The organism is Amycolatopsis lexingtonensis (assembly GCF_014873755.1).
Lineage (GTDB): Bacteria > Actinomycetota > Actinomycetes > Mycobacteriales > Pseudonocardiaceae > Amycolatopsis > Amycolatopsis lexingtonensis.
The window spans coordinates 6,754,599-6,772,177 of record NZ_JADBEG010000001.1; the positions used below are offsets into that span (position 1 = coordinate 6,754,599).

Below are 17,579 nucleotides of genomic sequence, written 5' to 3' on the forward strand. Positions count from 1 at the left end.
GCGTGCGTCATGCCGGGGCACCCGCCTTCTGCGGCAGCTCGATCCGCACCGGTGCGGCGTTCGCGACGCTCGACTGCGCGGCCAGTGTCGCCAGCGTCGTCGCGGCCAAGGACGCCACCGAAATCGGCATCGGCGCGCCCGTGCGCACGGCCGTCAGGAAGGCGTCGACCTCGGCGGCCTGGCCCTTGTCGCGGCCCTTCGGGATGCGCGAGCTCGCCCACTTCTTGCGCGAGTACACCGAGGCGCGGACGAAGTCGTCGAACTTCAGGACCTTGCCGTCGGCCGTCAGGTCCAGGGTTTCCTTCGGGAAGCCCGATGAGCCCGTCTCGGCGTAGGTGATCACCGCCGTCGAACCGTCCGCGTAGCCCAGGGTCACCTGGAGGTCTCCGGTCGCGTACACCGAGACCGGGTCGGCGTCGAGCAGCCAGCTCACCGTGTCGATGAAGTGGCCACCCTCGCCCGCGAAGCGGGAGCCCTCCGTGTCGGTCTGGTTGTACCAGCTGCCGTGGTCGAGGCGGCCCGCGTTGACCAGGTAGCGGACCGTCGCCGGGCCGACTCGGGGGCCGAACTGGTCCATTGCCTCGCGCAGCAGTGGGGCGAAGCGGCGGTTGAAGCCGACCTGGAGGCGGTCGTTGCCGGACTCCTCGATCGCGTCGAGGACCTTCTGCAACTCCGGCTCCGACAACGCCAGCGGCTTCTCGACGAACACCGTCTTCCCCGCCAGCAGCGCCTGGCGCGTCAGCTCGGCGTGCGAACTGTGCCGCGTCACGACGAAGACCGCGTCGATCGAGGAGTCGCCCAGGACGTTGTCGATGTCGGTGGACGCCTCCGCGAAGCCGAACTTGCGGCGGGCGTTGGCGCCGGACAGCGCCGAGGTCGTCGCGACGTGCTTGAGCTGGACGTCGGTGCGCTCGACCAGGTGCGGCAGCAGCATCGACGACGCGTAGTTGCCCGCGCCGATGAAGCCCAGGCGCACCGGCTGCCCCGCCGGGAGGGCGGCGGCCGACGACGACGTCACCGCTACCCGCGCGGACGTGACCACGGGCTCCGTCCGGGCGACCGCGTCCTGGTAGCGGAACAGCACCGCGACCGCCTTGAGCGAGCCGTCGTTCAGCGACTGGTACGTCTCGACGGCGGACGAGAAGTCCGAGACGTGCGTGATCAGCGGCTCGACGTCGAGGCGATCACGCGCGATCAGGTCAAGAACGCACTCCAGGTTGCGGCGCTCGGTCCAGCGGACCTGGCCGATGGGGTAGTCGCGGCCTTCGAGCTCGTACGACGGGTCGTAGCGGCCCGGCCCGTACGAACGCGAGAACCGGACGTCCAGTTCCTTCTCGTAGTAGGCGTTCCACGGCAGGTCGAGCTTGCACTTGCCGATGTCGATCACGCGGCCGCGGTCGCGGGACAGCTTCGCGGCCAGCTCCACCGGGTCGTTGGTGTTGCCGCCGGCCGCCAGGTACGTCTGGTCGACGCCCGCGCCGTGGGTCAGCTCGGCCACGGCGTTGTCGACGATGCCGGACGCCGGGTGCGCGCAGGTCAGCGCGCCGAGGCTCTCGGCGAGCTTGCAGCGCTCCGGGTCGGGGTCCACACCCACGACCCGCACGCCGGACGACGTCAGCAGCTGGACGACGAGCTGGCCGATCAGGCCGAGCCCGATGACCAGGGCCACGTCGCCGATCTGCGGTTCGCCACGGCGGACGCCCTGCATGGCGATGGACCCGACGGTGCCGAACGCCGCGTGCCGCGGGTCGACGCCGGTGGGCACCGGCGAGTAGAGGTTCTTGGGCACCCAGTTCAGCTCGGCGTGCAGGGCGTGCTCGTTGCCCGCGCAGGCCACCAGGTCACCGACCTTGACGTCGGTGATGCCGTCGCCGACCTGCTCGACGACGCCGCACAGCGAGTAGCCGAGCGGGGTGTAGGAGTCCAGTTTGGACGTCACCTTGCGGTAGGTCGCCGAAAGGCCGTTGGTGGCGACGCTCTGCATCACCTTCGCGACCTGGTCGGGCCGGGCCTTCGCCTTGCCCATCAGCGACATGCTCGCCTCGGACACCTTCATCATCTCGGTGCCGGTCGAGATCAGCGAGTACACCGTCCGCACCAGCACGCCACCCGGCTTGCAGGCGGGCTCGGGGACCTCGAGGAGCGCCAGTTCCCCGCTCTTGTAGTTCTGGACTACCTGCTTCACTTCGCTCCCGCTCCAGACATCGCGTTCCGGTACCAGTACTCAAGGGTCAAGACGTGCCAGAGGTGCTTGCCGCGGTCTTCCTGACCGGCGGCGTCCTCGGCGACCATGCGCTGCAAGGCCTCGCGCTGCAGGAAGCCCGACGAAACGAGCACCCCTTCGTTGACGACTTCGCGCACCAGCGGCGCCAGGTCGCGGCTCATCCAGGCCCGCAGCGGCGCGCTGAACAGGCCCTTCGGCCGGTGCACGATCTCGCTGGGCAGGATGTTCAGCGCCGCGTTCTTCAGCGCGACCTTGCCGGCGCGGCCGACGATCTTCTTGTTCCCCGGGATCTTGAAGGCAGCGCGAACCACCTCGACGTCGACGAACGGCGTCCGCACCTCGGTGGACGCCGCCATCGTCGAACGGTCGGTATAGGTCAGGTTCAGCCCGGGCAGGAACATCCGCGAGTCGGCCAGGCACATCCGGTTGACGAAGTCGTCGAGCGCCTGGTCGTTGTACGTGTCCGCGTGCTCGGTCAGGACGTCGTCGACGACCGGCGCGAGGTCCGGGTTGACCAAGGAGAGCAGCTCCGCGCGGTCGTACATCGTGTAGCTGCGCCGGAACGCCGTCTCCTCCGGCAGGCCCGCGAAGGACAGGAACCGCTTCGCGAACCGCACCGACCGGTACCCGCGCTTGGCCGACGCGACCGGCAGCCGGTCCACGATGGACTCGACCGGACGCCGGACCGCGCCCGGCACCTTGTGGTAGCGCAACGCGATCAGGTTCGCGAGGTGCTTGCGGTAGCCGGCGAACAGCTCGTCGGCGCCCATGCCGGACAGCATCACCTTGACGCCGGCCTCGCGCGCGGCCGAGCAGATCAGGAACGAGTTGATCGCCGCCGGGTCGCCGATCGGCTCGTCGAGGTGGTAGGTCATCTTCGGCAGCAGGTCGAGCACCTGCGGCGCGATCTCGATCTCGTGCAGGTCGACGCCGAACTTCTCGGCCACGATGCGGGCGTACTTGAGGTCGTCCGGCATGGCCTCGAACTTGGCGTCCTCGGCGCGGAACCCGATGGTGTAGGCCGAAATGCCCGGCTGCGAACGCGCGGCCAGCGCGGTCAGGTAGCTGGAGTCCAGCCCGCCCGAAAGGAACGTCGCGACCGGGACGTCGGAGAGCAGGTGCTTGGCGGTCGATTCCGCGATGACGGAATGCAGGTCGACCTCGCCGTCGAAGGCGGCGCCCTCCTCGGCGACCTCCCGCAGCGACCAGAACCGGCCGCGGTCGACCCGGCCGTCCGGGCGGCAGCGCAGCCACGTGCCAGGCTGCAGCTTCTCCGCGCCCTGGTAGGCGCACCGGCTGTCCGGCACCCAGTAGTAGAGCAGCGACGCGATCAGCGCCCCGCTGTCGACCTGCAGCGACCCGCCGAGCTCCCCGGCCAGTGCCTTGAGCTCCGAGGCGAACGCAACCCCGCCGGCGCGCTGCACGAAGAACAGCGGCTTGATGCCCAGCTGGTCACGGACCAGGAACAGCTCACCGGTGCCCTCTTCGAACATCGCGAAGGCGAACATCCCGCGCAGCTTGGGCAGGCAGTCGGTGCCCCAGCGCCGCCACGCCTGCAGCAGCACCTCGGTGTCGGACGTGCCGCGGAACCGCACGCCGGCGGCTTCCAGCTCGGCCCGCAGCTCCGGCGCGTTGTACAGCTCGCCGTTGTAGCTCAGCGCCAGGCCGTCGAGGACCATCGGCTGGGCGCCGGTTTCCGACAGGTCGATGATCGACAGCCGTCGGTGTCCCAAGTGGACGGAGCCGGCGCCGGCCGCGTGGTCGTACCGGCCGGAGCCGTCCGGCCCGCGGTGGGCCAGCGTCTTGGTCAGCCGGTCGGTCAGCGGCCCGCCGTCCGGCCAGAGGTAGGTGCCTGCGATGCCGCACATCTCGAGTGGGACCCCTTCATTTGCGGCGCGGTCAGGAGACCTCCGCGCTCTTTTCTGGCTCGAGTCCGGCGTTCAGTTCGCCCGTGTGGGTGGGCTCGCCGTGGTCGCGCTTGAACGGCGTCGGCCGCTTCGGGGGCTTGACCGGGGCGAACTTCTTGGTCGGGGCGTCCAAGTGGTCCGGGACGCTGACGGAGCCGGGGGCCGGCAACGGCGCGGCCGGCGGTCGGGGGGTGGCGAGCGCGGGCGGGAGCACCGGCCGGACCGGGGTGAACCGGCGGGTCGGCGGCTCGGTCTTGGCGACCCGCTCGGCGATCCGGGCGGCGAGCTCGTCCAGGCGGTCTTCCGGCTCGACCGGGACGGCGCTCGGGGCGGGCGCGTGGCCGGCGCGGCCGCGCAACGCCGTGTGCAGGCCGTCCCACAGCGTGCCGTCGGACTTGTCCCGCGGGTCCGGGTCGACCAGCACCACGCCGATGATCGGGATGCGCTGGTCGGCGAGCTGCCGCGCGACGGTGTGCAGCCAGAGCGTGTTGGCGTGCCCGGCCTTGACGACGAGCACGGTCTCCTTGCCGAGGTGTTCCAGGTCGGTCCACGCCGTGCCGGGGGCGACCGTGCCGACGCCGATGCGGCGCTCGCCCGGCTCGCCGGCCGCGTCACCGGCGCCGAGCACCGGGACGTCGCTCTTGGCCTCGGCCGCCAGCTTGCGGACGTCCTCGCCGGGCAGGTCGTCGACGACGCTCGCGCCGTCCGCCAGCTGTCCGGCGATGTCGAGGGCGAGCGCGGCGGCGACCTTCGGCGCACCGAGCTCGAGCACCGACACCCCGCGCGGGTCCTTCTTGACCACGCGGGCCAGCGTCGTGGCGACGCGCTCGCGGTCGGACACCACCCGCGAGCGCTGCCACACCCGGGCCAGGCCGCGCCGCTTCGACGGCAGCTGGGCGAGCACGGACGCGCCGAGGTGCGCGGAGATCTCGCGGCGCAGCACCGGCCGGTCGCGCGACACCGCGCCGACCGCGACGAGCGCGAGCCCGAGGGCCAGGCCGAGCGCGAACCCGATGCCGGCGTTGGTCGCGGTGGTCTTGAGGAACGCCTTCGGCAGCGCGCGGGGCGCGTCGACGATCTGTGTGCCCGCGGCGACCTGCGGGCTGCCGATGCCGGCCTGCTGGGCGCGGGAGTCGAAGTCGGACACCTGCGAGGCGAGCGCGGCCCGGCGGCCGTAGAGGCCTTCGAGGGTGCTGGCGTTCGCGTTGCGGCCCTTGCCGGTCTCGTCGGCGATCTGCTGGTCGACCTTGGCCAGCTCGTCCTGGGCGTTCTTGCGCTGGTCGAGGATGGCCTTGGACTGCGCGGCCGCCGCGGCCTGGCTGCGCTGGACGTGGTCGGCGATGAACGTGTCGGCCAGCGCCCCCGCCTGCGCCACGGCCTCTTCGTTGCTCTTGGCCTTGACGGTGATCTGCAGGACGTTGTTCGTCAGGCCCAGGCCCGCGTAGTTCTTCATGAACTCTTCGGGCGCTTCGGTGCTGCCCAGCTTCTTCAGCGCGCCTTCGGCGATCTGCGTCGTCGACAGCACGGCGACGTCGGTGCGCATGAGCGTGCCGCTGTCGGTCGGCGAGTCGTCCTGGTGGACGACGATCACCTTGGCGACCGCGGTCGGCGGCGCCGGCAGCACGATCGCGACCGCCGCGCCGGCGATCAGCCCGAGCAGTGCTGTGGCGAGCCAGAAGCGCTTGCGGCGGCGGATCGCGACGAAGAGGCGCTGGAGGTCGACCAGCGGAGCGGCCGGGGTTTCGGGAGCAGTCGTCACGCCGAACCTGCCAGGGCTTTCTCGGGGGCTTCCGCCGCGGGTTCGGGCTTCTTCTCCGGCTCGGCCGGTCGGACGGGGTGGGTCAGGACGGCTCCGACGATCTCCTGGCCGGCGTCGGCGCAGGCCTCGGCGAGCCGGACGAGTTCCCACGCGGTGCGGGTGCCCGCCCCGATGACCACCAGCACGCCGGAGTCGGGACCGGCGTCCGGCACGGTCGGCCGCCCGGCCGAGTACTCGAAGACGCGCAGCGGCACGGACAGCCGGTCGGCCAGCCCGGCGAGCTGCGCCGCAGCCAGGCGGCCGGTCTCGTCGTCGTCGCCGACCAGGAGCAGGACGTCGGCCGGGCCGGTGGACAGCCGGGCCAGCACCCGCCGGTAGCGGATGTTCCGGTTGACCTCGTCGGCCGAGGTCGCCACCGGGGGAAGCACCCACGGCCGGTCGCCGCCGAGCAGCCGCCGGACCTTGCCGGCGAACCCGGTCGCCGGGAGCTGGTCGCCCTGCGGCGTCGTGACGTCGACGCCGGCGAGGATCGGCGCGCCCAGCGCGGACGCGATCTGCGGTTCGCCGCGCAGCCGCCGGTCGGCGCGTGCGGTGAACAGGTGGCCGAACACGCCGGCGAGGAAGAACAGCACCGCGCCGCCGACGGCGAGCTGCGTCAGCGTCGGCGCGGCCGCCGCGTCCGGGCGCTCGGCGCTGCCCATCACGACGGTGTTGCCGACGCCGGTGGCGAGGTCGGCCTGGTTCAGGTCGTTGATGGCCTGCTCCAGCGACGTCCGCAGCCCTTCGAGCTGGGTGCGGACCTGGACGCTTTCGACGGTGAGGTCCCCGCCGACGTTCTTGGCGATGTCGCTGATCTTCTCGGTGGTCAGCTTGACCTGGTTGCGCAGCGACTCGCGCTGCTCCTGGGCCAGCTGCACCGACGCGTCCGCGGAGTTGCTGGCCAGCTGCGTGGAGTACTTGACGAACTGCTGCGCGACCTGGTCGGCGAGCTGCTGGGCGTGCTCGGCGGTGTCGGCCGAGACGGTGATCGTCACGACGTTGCCGTTCGCCACCGACGTCTTGACCTGCTTCTTCAGCTCGGCGCCCGTGGGGTGCCAGGCCAGCTGCGCGGCGGCGCGGTCGAGGACGACCGAGCTGGTCGCGACCTCGGCCTGGGTCAGCAGCTCGTCGGCCTGCCGCGGTCCTTGCAGCAGCACGCTCGACGACGTCTGGTAGCCCGGCGAAAGCAGGAACGACGCAGCGGCGCCGACTGCCGCGCCCAAGAGGGCGAGGGCGGCCAGCAGCCGCCATCGTCGCCGGACGACCTGCCCGATCAGGGCCAGGCGCACCGTGTCTTCAGTCAACGGCGGTATCTCCATTCCTGAGACGGGTACGCCGAACGGGGTCGTCGGATCGGCCGGTTACCCGAACCGTCGTCGGACCGGGAATTTTGGTTACACGTTCGGTGAGTTCTTGACCGAACGGCGATCAGGACTTCACGGCGTGCTCATACGCGGCGAGCAGGTTCTTCGCCGAGTTCTCCCACGAGAGCGCGCCGGCGACCCTGGCCTGCCCGAGCTTGCCCATCCGGACCCGCTCTTCGGGGTCGTCGAGCAGCTGGGAGACGAGTTTCGCGAACGCCGATTCGTCGTTGGCCGGGGCGTAGACCGCCGCGTCGCCGGCCGAGACGCGCGCCTCGCGCAGCTCGAACGAGACGATCGGCTTGCTCATCGCCATGTACTCCATGACCTTGTTCATCGTGGAGACGTCGTTGAGCGGGTTCAGCGGGTCCGGCGACAGGCAGACGTCGGCGGTCGAGAGGTAGCGGACGAGGTCCTCGTCGGAGATCCGGCCGGTGAACTCGACCTGGTTGGCCAGCCCGAGCTTCGCCGAGAGCGCGACCATGTCGTCGAAGGCGTCGCCGGAGCCGACGAACACCGCGTGCCAGTCGGTGCGCCCGACCTCGTCACGCAGCTTCGCGAGCGCGCGCAGGGCGTAGTCGACGCCGTCCTGCGGGCCCATCACGCCGAGGTAGGCCAGCAGGTGCGGCTTGCCCTTCTTCAGTTCGGGCTCGGCCGGGACCTCGTGGAACCGCTCGACGACCGGGGCGCTGCGCACCACGAAGACGTCTTCGGGCTTCTTGCCGCCGCGGATCCGGGCGACCTGCTTGTAGCTCTCGTTCGTCGAGATGACGACGTCGGCGGCGCGGTAGGTGGCGCGTTCGAGCGCGCACACCCCGCGGTAGAGCAGGTCCTGCCCGCGGTCGAAGCGCGAAAGGTACAGCTCGGGGCAGAGGTCGTGCTGGTCGAAGATGAACTTCGCGCCTTGGCGCTTCAGCACCTTCGCGACCAGGTACAGCAGGTCCGGCGGGTTGCAGGCGTGCACCACGTCGACCGGGCCGACCTTGCGGGCCAGCCGCAGCGTGTGCCACAGCGCGCTGCCGTACTCCTGCAGGTAGCCGGCCGGGCCGCCGGTCGCCGCCTTCAGTGGGTAGCGGTGGATGTGGACGTCGTCGACGACGGCTTCGGCCTCGGTGTCGCGTTTCGTGCCCTGCGGGCAGATCACGTGGACTTCCCACCCGGCGTCGCGCAGGGTCGTGGACTCCTGCCAGACGCGCCGGTCGAAGGGAACGGAGAGGTTTTCGACGAGGATGAGCGCTTTACCAGGCAAGGCCGGCATATCCCTCTTCAAGGCGACGCGTCGCCGCGTCGGGCAGGCGGACGAGGTCGACGAGCACCCGGTCGCCGCCGTGCGGCAGGGCCGCCAGCACGTCCGGGTCCTTGCAGCCGACGACGAGGACGTCGGCGTGGTCCATGACTTCTTCGACGGACCCGGCGAGCAGCTGGCCGAGGTGCGGCAACCGGCCCTCGATGTATTCGCGGTTCGCGCCCATCAGCCGCGAGAGGCTGACGTTCGCGTCGTAGATCTTGAGGTCGTAGCCCTTGCCGAGCAGCTTCTCGGCCAGCTCGACCAGCGGGGACTCGCGCAGGTCGTCGGTGCCCGGCTTGAACGACAGCCCGAACAGCCCGACCTTGCGCTTGCCGGTGCGCGCGACCAGGTCGAACGCGCGCTGCAGGTGCTCGTCGTTGGACGCGAGCACGTGCGACAGGATCGGCACGTTGACGTCGGCGCGGTGCGCGGCGTAGACCAGCCCGCGCAGGTCCTTCGGCAGGCACGAGCCGCCGAAGGCGAACCCGGGCTTGAGGTAGGCCGGGCTGACGTTGAGCTTGGTGTCGGCGAGGAAGACGTCGATCACCTGGTGCGAGTCGAGGCCCAGCGCCCGGCAGATCGAGCCGAGCTCGTTCGCGAAGCCGATCTTCAGGCCGTGGAAGGAGTTGTCGGCGTACTTCGTCATTTCCGCGACCGGGATCGGCACGCGGAAGACCGGCCCGGGCAGGCCCTCGTACAGCGCCGCGACGGCGCCGCCGCTGGCTTCGTCGATCTCGCCGATCACCGTCTTCGGCGGGTCGAAGAAGTCGCGGACGCTGGTGCCCTCGCGCAGGAACTCGGGGTTCACCGCGACGCCGAAGTCGACGCCCGCCGTGCGCCCCGACGCCTTTTCCAGGATCGGGATCAGCAGGTCCAGGCAGGTGCCGGGCAGCATCGTGCTGCGGAAGACGACCGTGTGCCGCTCGGTCTTGGCCGCGATCGCCTCGCCGATTTCCTCGGCGACGCGCTCGAGGTAGACCGTCGAGAGGCTGCCGTTCGGCGCCGACGGCGTGCCGACGCAGACCAGCGAAATCTCGCTGTCGGCGACAGCTTCCGCGACGTCGGTCGTGGCTCTCAGCGCGCCGCTCGCGACGACTTCGGCGGTCAGCTCGCCGATCCGCTCCTCGACCACCGGCGCCTTGCCGGCGGCGATGAGATCGATCTTGACCGGGTTGACGTCCACGCCGACCACCCGGTGCCCTTGCCCCGCCAGGCACGCGGCGGAGACACAACCCACGTAACCGAGCCCGAAGACACTGATCTTCACGCCAAAACCTCCGCTTTTCCCGCGCGACCCATCCCTTGGTCGGCGGGCACCCCTGGATCGTTACCGCGAGGGCGGCGAACGGGGTAATGCGTGAGACGGCGGTGAGGCGCAACGGTTTACCCGCGGGAAAGTGTCTCGATTCAGCCCGGAATGCACCTTTCCGTGGGTGATCAACACGGTCGGGGCCGCGGCGGTCAGCGGTTACCGCGCGACGGGGCCGATCCGCTCGAGCGCGGACCGGCCCCGGGAATGCGCGGGTTCAGTTGTTGTTCACGAAGGTGCTGGCGAGGCTCTCGCCCTTGCTCACCGCGTTGGCGTGGTTCTCGATCGGCGAGACTTTCGAGTTCTTGAAGCAGATGTACGTCACGCCGGAGTCGGTGCCGCCGTTGGACGGGTCGGGGTTGATGCCGAGGTCCTTCGCCGTCGCGTAGGACGCTTCGCCGATGATCTGCGACGGGCCAGTGTCGCCGATGACGGCGTACTCGACCTTGCCGTTGTAGATCACCGCGCAGGAACCGCCGCCCTTCAGCTGCGACGACGTATACTTCCAGATGCTGCTGGAGCTCGGCACGACGATGTAGGGCAGCTTCGCGGCGTTGAGCGCCTTGCCGTCGGACTGGTGGAACGCGGTGTCGTCCTGGAAGCAGCAGTCGGTGTTCTCGTTGCACTGCGTGGTGCGCTGGCCGTCGCAGTCGATGTCCATGTCGGCTTTCCAGAACACGGCGCCGTTGGCGTCGCAGACGGCGACCGTCTTGCCCGAAACGTCTTCGTCGGTCTTGTACTTGCCGTTCGAAATCTGGTGGCAGCTGGTCGTCTTGGCCAGCAGCTGGGCCGCGGTGGGCCCGGCTTCGACGGTGGCCGGGGCCGCCGGTGCGGCCGGCGCGGCGGTGGCGAGCGTGGCGGGCATCATGGCCGACGCCAGCGCCAGGGTCGCGAGCAGGATCAGTTTCCGCATTTCCTGGTGCTCCCTTTAGTTAGGAAACTTTCCTTACGGCGGCGGGGCACCAGGATGCACCGCGGGCGGCACCGGGTTCAAGACCTCCGGGTGCGGGAATTTCCCATCATGCGGCCGGATTTGACGAAAAAGGCTGCTCACCGGGTGCGGTCACCCAAAATTGGTCTGGACCGTGTTCCGGTCAGCGGCAACGCGGCTAGCCACGACGGAACAGCCGCGTCACCCAGTGCGGCCGCCGATACCCGCCTTCGAGCACGCCCTCGAGCCAAGCGACGTCGAGCTCGTGGTGGAGCTCCGTGCGCGCCTGCAGCCAGCCGTCGCGGCGGACCGCGCCGCCGTCGCTCGTGTAGACCCGCGTCGCGCCGGCCTGGCGCAGCCGCTCCAGCACGCGCTTGTCGTAGGCGCCGAACGGCAGCGAGTACCGCCGCACCGGCTTCCCGCACAGGTCACCGAGGAGCTTCGGCGCGTCGGTCAGCTCGCGGCGGGCGTGGCGGTCGTCGAGCCGCCGCCAGTCGCGCGGCTCCCAGCCGTGCGAGCCGATCTCCATCCCGGCGCGCACGAGCTCGCGCAGGCCGTCGCGGTCGAGGTAGCCGCGCTGCCCGAGGCGGCCGGCCAGCGGGAAGAACTCCGCCGTGAGCCCGCGGTCGACCAGCCTCGGCAGCGCGATCTCGACGTCGGACTCGTTGCCGTCGTCGAAGGTCAGGTGGACGTCGTCCCGCTCGGCGACGTCGAGCACGTCGTCGAACTGGTCGACGGTCAGCCAGCGCTCGTCTTCGCCCGGGTCGAGCTGGCGAGCCGGCCTGCCGATCCCGTGCACGGCGAGGACTACCGCCACCATTCCCACCGCCTGCCACCGCGAGTAGTCGATTTGTTACTTCGATTAATCGCCGTGGCAAACGGGTGAGTTACAGGTTCCGGACGGATTCACCCCTTGCGAATCTCCAAGGTGCAGCACTTCGGGCCGCCACCGGCTTTCCGCAGCTCGGAGATGTCGACGTAAACCGGCTCATAACCACGCTCCGCAAGCAGACCACCCAATCGAGTGGCCTCCACGGGGAGGACGACATTGCGGCCATCGGACACGCCGTTGAGGCCGAAACATTCGGCGTCTTCCTTCGTCGCGTGCACGGCGTCCGGGAACAGCCGCTCGAGCACGCGGCGTGAGCCGGCCGAGAAGGCCTCCGGGTAGTAGACGATCTGCGCGCGCGTCGTGTCGGTGGCTTCCGCGAGCACGAACAGCGCCGTGTCGAGGTGGTAGTAGCGCGGGTCGACCAGGTGCAGCGAGACGACCGGGACGCCGAGGACCTCCTGCGCCTCGGCGTGCGCGGCCGGGTCGGTGCGGAAGCCGGTGCCGGCGAGCAGCAGCGTGCCCGTCCAGGCGAAGTCGCCCTCGGCCTCGTTGATCTTCTCGGGCATGGTGATGTCGCGGTAGCCGTGTTCGACGAACCAGCGGCGGAAGTGCTCGGCCTCGGCGGCCCGCTGCGGCGCGCGGAACCGCGAGCCGAGCACCCGGCCGTCGACGACGGTGCCGGAGTTGGCGGCGAAGACCATGTCGGGCAGCCCGGGCTGGGCGTCGATCTCCTCGACGGTGTGGCCGAGGCGGCGGTAGGTGTCGCGCAGCTCGGTCCACTGCGCGACGGCGACGTCGGCGCTGACCGGCTGGGTCGGGTCCATCCAGGGGTTGATGACGTAGTCCACCGCGAAGAAGCGCGGCGGGCACATCAGGTATCGACGGGTGGTCGGTACGCGCATCGCCTGCATGGTTGCAGGGTAAGGGGCGCCTAATATCGCAATCAATCGCTGTTCGCTGCGCACATCTGTGCTAAATGTTGCGTGTGAACACCATCGACCAGCGAATCGTTTCGTGTCTCGTGGCGAACGCACGAAGCAGCTACGCGGAGATCGGCAAGGTGGTCGGCTTGTCCGCCCCGGCGGTCAAGCGGCGCGTCGACCGGTTGCTGGAGACGGGCATCCTGCGCGGCTTCACGGCGGTCGTCGACCCGGAGGCGCTGGGCTGGGGCACGGAGGCGTTCGTCGAGGTCACGTGCCAGGGCAACATCACGCCGGCGCGGATCCGGGCGAGGTTGGAGCCCTTGCCGGAGGTGGTGGCGGCGTACACGGTGTCAGGCGCGGCGGACGCGATCGTTCATCTGCGGGCGGCGGACATCCATCATTTGGAGACCGCTTTGGAGCGGCTGCGGGGGTTGGAGATCGTGGATCGGACGGTGTCGACCGTGGTGCTTTCGCGGTTGTTGGAGCGGCCGCCGACGCCGGAGGAGTGAGGCCTCCGGCCCCCGTCTTCCAGCTTATCGGCGGGGACCGACAGTTCCGGTCGCTCAGCCCGCCAGCGCCCGCAGCACCAGCGAGGCCTCATCCGGGTGCAGCCGCAGCTCCGTGCGGCCGCCCGCCGCGTGAAAAGTCACCGACTGCTGGTCGACCGCCTGCATCGTCAGCTCGCCCGGATCGAACGGCACCGGCTCCGCGCCCGGCGTCCGCCACGTCGCCGGGCCCTCGCCGACCGCCACCCAGCCGCGGCGCTCCCGGCCCTCCGTCAGCTCCTCGGACCGCAGTACGCCCGGCACCGACACCCGCTCTCCACGCGCGAAGGCCGCGGCCCGGGCCCGGCGGCGGCGGGCGCCGAACAGCTCGGACATGTCGATCATCGTCAGCAGGTTGCCCACCAGCACCACCAGCAGTTCCCCCATGCCTCCACTAATACCCTGGCCAGATGACCGACAGCATCGTCAGCGAGCACACCGGCGGCGTCGCCCTCCTCACCGTCGACGCGCCCGGCAGCCGCAACGCGCTGACCCTGGAGCTCTCCGCGCAGCTCGCGGCCGCCGTCGAGGCCGCCGAGCGGGACGAATCCGTGCACGCCGTCGTCGTCACCGGGACGCCGCCGGCCTTCTGCGCCGGCGCCGACCTCTCCGCGCTCAGCCACGCCGACGAAGCCGGGCTGCGGGCCATCTACGAAGGTTTCCTCGCCGTCGCGCGGTGTGCGCTGCCGACCATCGCCGCCGTCGGTGGGGCGGCCGTCGGGGCCGGGCTGAACCTCGCGCTGGCCGCCGATGTGCGGCTCGCCGGGCCGCAGGCGAAGTTCGTCGCCCGGTTCCTCGAGCTCGGGCTGCACCCGGGTGGCGGGATGACGTGGATGACCCAGCGCCTCGCCGGGCCGCAGCAGGCCGCCGCGATGACCTTGTTCGGGCAGCCGCTCGACGCCGAAGGCGCGGTCCGCGCCGGGCTGGCGCTGCGCGTGGTCGACGGCGAGCACGACGACCTCCTCGCCGCCGCCCGCGAGCTCGCCGCCCCGGCGGTCGCCGCCCCGCGCGAAGCGCTCCTGGCCACCAAGCGCAGCCTCCGGACGACCTCCTCGCTGGCCGCCCACGCGGACGCCGTCGACGTCGAGATCGAGCCGCAGCTGGCGTCGCTGGCCTCCCCGGAGTTCGCCGAGCGGGTCGAAGCGATGCGGGCGCGGATCCGGTCCCGCTCCTGAATCCCACTACGTGGACGCCACCCCGCGAGACGCGCATCACAGCAGGGCCCCTAAGTTAACCGTTACCATCGGTTACAGGTATTTGTCGGACCAGCACAGAGGACCGACAGCGCATGACAGAGGTCGCCAGCGACCCCGGACGCACGGAAACATGGGCGCCGGGCGCGAGCTAACCTCGTGGTAGTGCCTGGTGATCCGCCTGCCGCGACACCAGGCGGGCGATCGACGGCCGCAACGTCGGGAGAGAGGGATTCCCTGACTCATGAGCACGAGTGCGAACGGCAACGGCGCTGGTCACGGCTCGCTCGCCGCGACCAGGACGACCGAGGTCAGCAAGCTCGACCGGGTGGTCATCCGGTTCGCGGGCGACTCCGGTGACGGTATGCAGCTGACCGGTGACCGCTTCACCTCCGAAGCCGCCGCCTTCGGCAACGACCTGTCGACGATGCCGAACTTCCCCGCCGAGATCCGCGCCCCGCAGGGCACCATCCCCGGCGTCTCCTCGTTCCAGGTGCACTTCGCCGACTACGACATCCTCACGCCCGGCGACCGGCCGGACGTCCTGGTGGCGATGAACCCGGCCGCGCTGAAGGCGAATCTCGGCGACGTCCCGCAGGGCGGGACGATCATCTTGAACACCGACGACTTCATCAAGCGCAACCTCGTCAAGGTCGGCTACGCGACCGACCCGCTCGACGACGACACGCTCGAGGGCTACCAGGTGCACCGGGTCGCCATGTCGACCCTGACCCAGGGCGCGCTCGCGGACACCGGCCTCGGCAAGAAGGACGCCGAGCGCTGCAAGAACATGTTCGCGCTCGGCCTGCTGTCCTGGATGTACCACCGGCCCACCGAGGGCACCGAGCGGTTCCTGCGCGAGAAGTTCGCGAAGAAGCCGGACATCGCCGAGGCGAACATCCTGGCGTTCCGCGCGGGCTGGAACTACGGCGAGACGACCGAGTCGTTCGCGACGACGTTCGAGGTCGCCCCGGCCAAGCTGGCGCGGGGTACCTACCGGCAGATCACCGGCAACACCGCGCTCGCCTACGGGATCGTGGCCGCCGGGCAGCAGGCCGGGCTGCAGATCCTGCTCGGCACCTACCCGATCACGCCGGCGTCGGACATCCTCCACGAGCTGTCCAAGCACAAGAACTTCGGCATCATCACCTTCCAGGCCGAGGACGAGATCGCCGGTATCGGCGCCGCCCTCGGGGCGTCCTACGGAGGCGCGCTCGGCGTCACCTCGACGTCGGGCCCTGGCGTCGCGCTGAAGTCCGAAGCCGTCGGCCTCGGCGTGATGGTCGAGCTGCCGCTGGTCGTCATCGACGTCCAGCGCGGCGGCCCGTCGACCGGCCTGCCGACCAAGACCGAGCAGGCCGACCTGCTGCAGGCGATGTTCGGCCGCAACGGCGAGTCGCCGGTCCCGATCGTCGCGCCGCTGTCCCCCGCGGACTGCTTCGACGCGGCCGTCGAGGCCACCCGCATCGCGCTGAAGTACCGCACGCCGGTGCTGCTGCTCTCCGACGGCGCGATCGCGAACGGCTCCGAGCCGTGGCTGATCCCGGACGTCGAGTCGCTGCCCGACCTGCGCGTCGAGTTCGCGTCCGAACCCAACGCGGACAACGACTCCGGCGAGTTCTGGCCGTACGTCCGCGACCCCGAGACGCTCGCCCGCGCGTGGGCGATCCCGGGCACGCCGGGCCTGCAGCACCGCATCGGCGGACTGGAGAAGGCCGACCGGACCGGCCACATCTCCTACGACCCGGACAACCACGACAAGATGGTCCGGCTGCGGCAGGCGAAGATCGACGGCATCGACGTCCCCGACCTCGTCGTCGACGACCCGAGCGGCGGCAAGGCCCGCGTGCTCGCGCTCGGCTGGGGCAGCTCGTTCGGCCCGATCGGCGCGGCTTGCCGGCGCGTGCGCAAGCTCGGCATGCCGATCGCGCAGGCGCACCTGCGGCACCTCAACCCGCTTCCCGCCAACCTCGGCGACATCCTGCGCAGCTACGACAAGGTCGTGGTGCCGGAGATGAACCTGGGGCAGCTGTCCCTGCTGCTGCGCGCGAAGTACCTGGTGGACGTCCACTCGCACACCAAGGTCGCCGGGATGGCGTTCAAGGCCGAAGAGCTGCAGAACCTGTTCTCGGAGATCATCACCGGCGTTACTACGGAGGCGGCGAAATGACCGCGATCGACATCGGGCTCCCGACCGTCGGCGGCCTCGACCTTGTGCCGACGACCGACGAGCCGCAGAAGGCCAAGGACTACAAGTCGGACCAGGAAGTCCGCTGGTGCCCGGGGTGCGGCGACTACGTCGTGCTCAACGCGGTCCAGTCGTTCCTGCCGACGCTGGGGCTCAAGCGCGAGAACATCGTGTTCATCTCGGGCATCGGCTGCTCGTCGCGCTTCCCGTACTACCTCAACACCTACGGCATGCACTCGATCCACGGCCGCGCGCCGTCGATCGCGACCGGGCTGGCCACCACGCGGCCGGACCTGTCGGTGTGGGTCGTCACCGGCGACGGCGACGCGCTGTCCATCGGCGGCAACCACCTGATCCACGCGCTGCGCCGCAACGTGAACATCAAGATCCTGCTGTTCAACAACCGGATCTACGGCCTGACCAAGGGCCAGTACTCGCCGACGTCGGGCCAGGGCATGGTCACCAAGTCGACGCCGATGGGTTCGGTGGACACGCCGTTCAACCCGCTCTCGCTGGCGATCGGCGCGGAAGCGTCGTTCGTGGGCCGGGCGATGGACTCCGACCGCAAGGGCCTCACCGAGGTCCTGCAGGCCGCGGCGGAGCACCGCGGGTCGGCGCTGGTCGAGATCTACCAGAACTGCCCGATCTTCAACGACGGCGCGTTCGACGTCCTCAAGGACGCCGACGAGGCCGCGACGCGGCTGATCCCGCTGCGCGCGGGCGAGCCGATCCGCTTCGGGCCGAACCAGGAGTTCGGCGTCAAGCGCGGCGACTGGGGCGGGCTGGACGTCGCGAAGGTCGCGGACATCGGCGAGGACAACCTCGTCGTGCACGACCCGTCGATCGCCGACACGTCGTACGCGTTCGCGCTGTCCCGGCTCGGCGACCAGAGCCTCAACCACGTCCCGACGGGCATCCTCCGCCAGGTCCAGCGCCCGACCTACGACGACGGCGCGCGCGCCCAGGTCGAGCAGGCCCGCTCGGCCCGCACGCCCGACCTGCAGGGCCTCCTGCGCGGCAAGGACACCTGGACCGTCGCTTAGCCAAAAGCCGTGAAGGCCTCCTTACCGGCTTTTTTGC

14 protein-coding genes are annotated in these 17,579 nt (G+C 70.4%); 4 read left to right on the top strand and 10 right to left on the bottom strand.

What is annotated here, in order from left to right; translation table 11 throughout:
• Positions 1–7: 7 nt before the first annotated feature.
• The 9 genes from H4696_RS30765 to ddaH form a co-directional block, all read right to left on the bottom strand.
• On the bottom strand, positions 8–2,185 hold the full coding sequence (locus H4696_RS30765; protein ID WP_086860776.1) for a bi-domain-containing oxidoreductase: 2,178 nt from the start codon (positions 2,183–2,185) through the stop codon (positions 8–10).
• Positions 2,182–4,092, bottom strand: a complete 1,911-nt coding sequence (asnB, locus tag H4696_RS30770; RefSeq protein WP_086860778.1) for an asparagine synthase (glutamine-hydrolyzing) — start codon at positions 4,090–4,092, stop codon at positions 2,182–2,184. The genes H4696_RS30765 and asnB overlap by 4 nt, the downstream gene beginning before the upstream one ends.
• A 31-nt stretch (positions 4,093–4,123) precedes the next feature.
• Positions 4,124–5,890, bottom strand: coding sequence for a Wzz/FepE/Etk N-terminal domain-containing protein (locus H4696_RS30775; RefSeq protein ID WP_192782626.1), 1,767 nt, complete (start codon positions 5,888–5,890; stop codon positions 4,124–4,126).
• Positions 5,887–7,248, bottom strand: a complete 1,362-nt coding sequence (locus tag H4696_RS30780; RefSeq protein WP_169735215.1) for a GumC domain-containing protein — start codon at positions 7,246–7,248, stop codon at positions 5,887–5,889. Before H4696_RS30780 ends, H4696_RS30775 begins: the two co-directional genes overlap by 4 nt.
• A 109-nt stretch (positions 7,249–7,357) precedes the next feature.
• Positions 7,358–8,548 (bottom strand): glycosyltransferase family 4 protein, encoded by a 1,191-nt coding sequence (locus tag H4696_RS30785; RefSeq protein ID WP_086865182.1) that lies wholly within the window; start codon positions 8,546–8,548, stop codon positions 7,358–7,360.
• Positions 8,529–9,845 (bottom strand): nucleotide sugar dehydrogenase, encoded by a 1,317-nt coding sequence (locus H4696_RS30790; RefSeq protein WP_086865181.1) that lies wholly within the window; start codon positions 9,843–9,845, stop codon positions 8,529–8,531. Before H4696_RS30790 ends, H4696_RS30785 begins: the two co-directional genes overlap by 20 nt.
• Before the next feature lie 259 nt (positions 9,846–10,104).
• Positions 10,105–10,800 carry a glycoside hydrolase family 75 protein gene (locus tag H4696_RS30795; protein ID WP_086865180.1) on the bottom strand — a complete coding sequence of 232 codons (696 nt, stop codon included), beginning with the start codon at positions 10,798–10,800 and terminating at the stop codon, positions 10,105–10,107.
• Positions 10,801–10,996: 196 nt separating this feature from the next.
• The gene (locus H4696_RS30800; protein ID WP_169735214.1) at positions 10,997–11,638 is read right to left on the bottom strand and encodes a polysaccharide deacetylase family protein; all 642 of its coding nucleotides are present in this window, start codon (positions 11,636–11,638) and stop codon (positions 10,997–10,999) included.
• An 86-nt stretch (positions 11,639–11,724) separates the two neighbouring features.
• The gene (ddaH, locus tag H4696_RS30805; protein WP_338064966.1) at positions 11,725–12,552 is read right to left on the bottom strand and encodes a dimethylargininase; all 828 of its coding nucleotides are present in this window, start codon (positions 12,550–12,552) and stop codon (positions 11,725–11,727) included.
• An 83-nt stretch (positions 12,553–12,635) separates the two neighbouring features.
• Between ddaH and H4696_RS30810 the strand changes: the two genes are divergently transcribed.
• Positions 12,636–13,082: an Lrp/AsnC family transcriptional regulator gene (locus H4696_RS30810; RefSeq protein ID WP_026468878.1), complete on the top strand. Its 447-nt coding sequence runs from the start codon at positions 12,636–12,638 to the stop codon at positions 13,080–13,082.
• A 54-nt stretch (positions 13,083–13,136) separates the two neighbouring features.
• Here H4696_RS30810 and H4696_RS30815 read toward each other — a convergent pair whose 3' ends face one another.
• A complete protein-coding gene (locus tag H4696_RS30815; protein ID WP_086865177.1) occupies positions 13,137–13,505 on the bottom strand; it encodes a hypothetical protein in 369 nt (122 codons plus the stop codon).
• A gap of 23 nt (positions 13,506–13,528) precedes the next feature.
• On the opposite strand from H4696_RS30815, the gene H4696_RS30820 reads away from it, so the two are divergent.
• From H4696_RS30820 to H4696_RS30830, 3 genes are all read left to right on the top strand, one after another.
• The gene (locus H4696_RS30820) at positions 13,529–14,293 is read left to right on the top strand and encodes an enoyl-CoA hydratase (RefSeq protein WP_086865176.1); all 765 of its coding nucleotides are present in this window, start codon (positions 13,529–13,531) and stop codon (positions 14,291–14,293) included.
• A 262-nt stretch (positions 14,294–14,555) separates the two neighbouring features.
• Entirely contained in the window at positions 14,556–16,481 is a 1,926-nt protein-coding gene (locus tag H4696_RS30825) for a 2-oxoacid:acceptor oxidoreductase subunit alpha (protein ID WP_086865175.1), read from the top strand.
• On the top strand, positions 16,478–17,542 hold the full coding sequence (locus H4696_RS30830) for a 2-oxoacid:ferredoxin oxidoreductase subunit beta (RefSeq protein WP_086865174.1): 1,065 nt from the start codon (positions 16,478–16,480) through the stop codon (positions 17,540–17,542). The genes H4696_RS30825 and H4696_RS30830 overlap by 4 nt, the downstream gene beginning before the upstream one ends.
• Positions 17,543–17,579 lie beyond the last annotated feature (37 nt).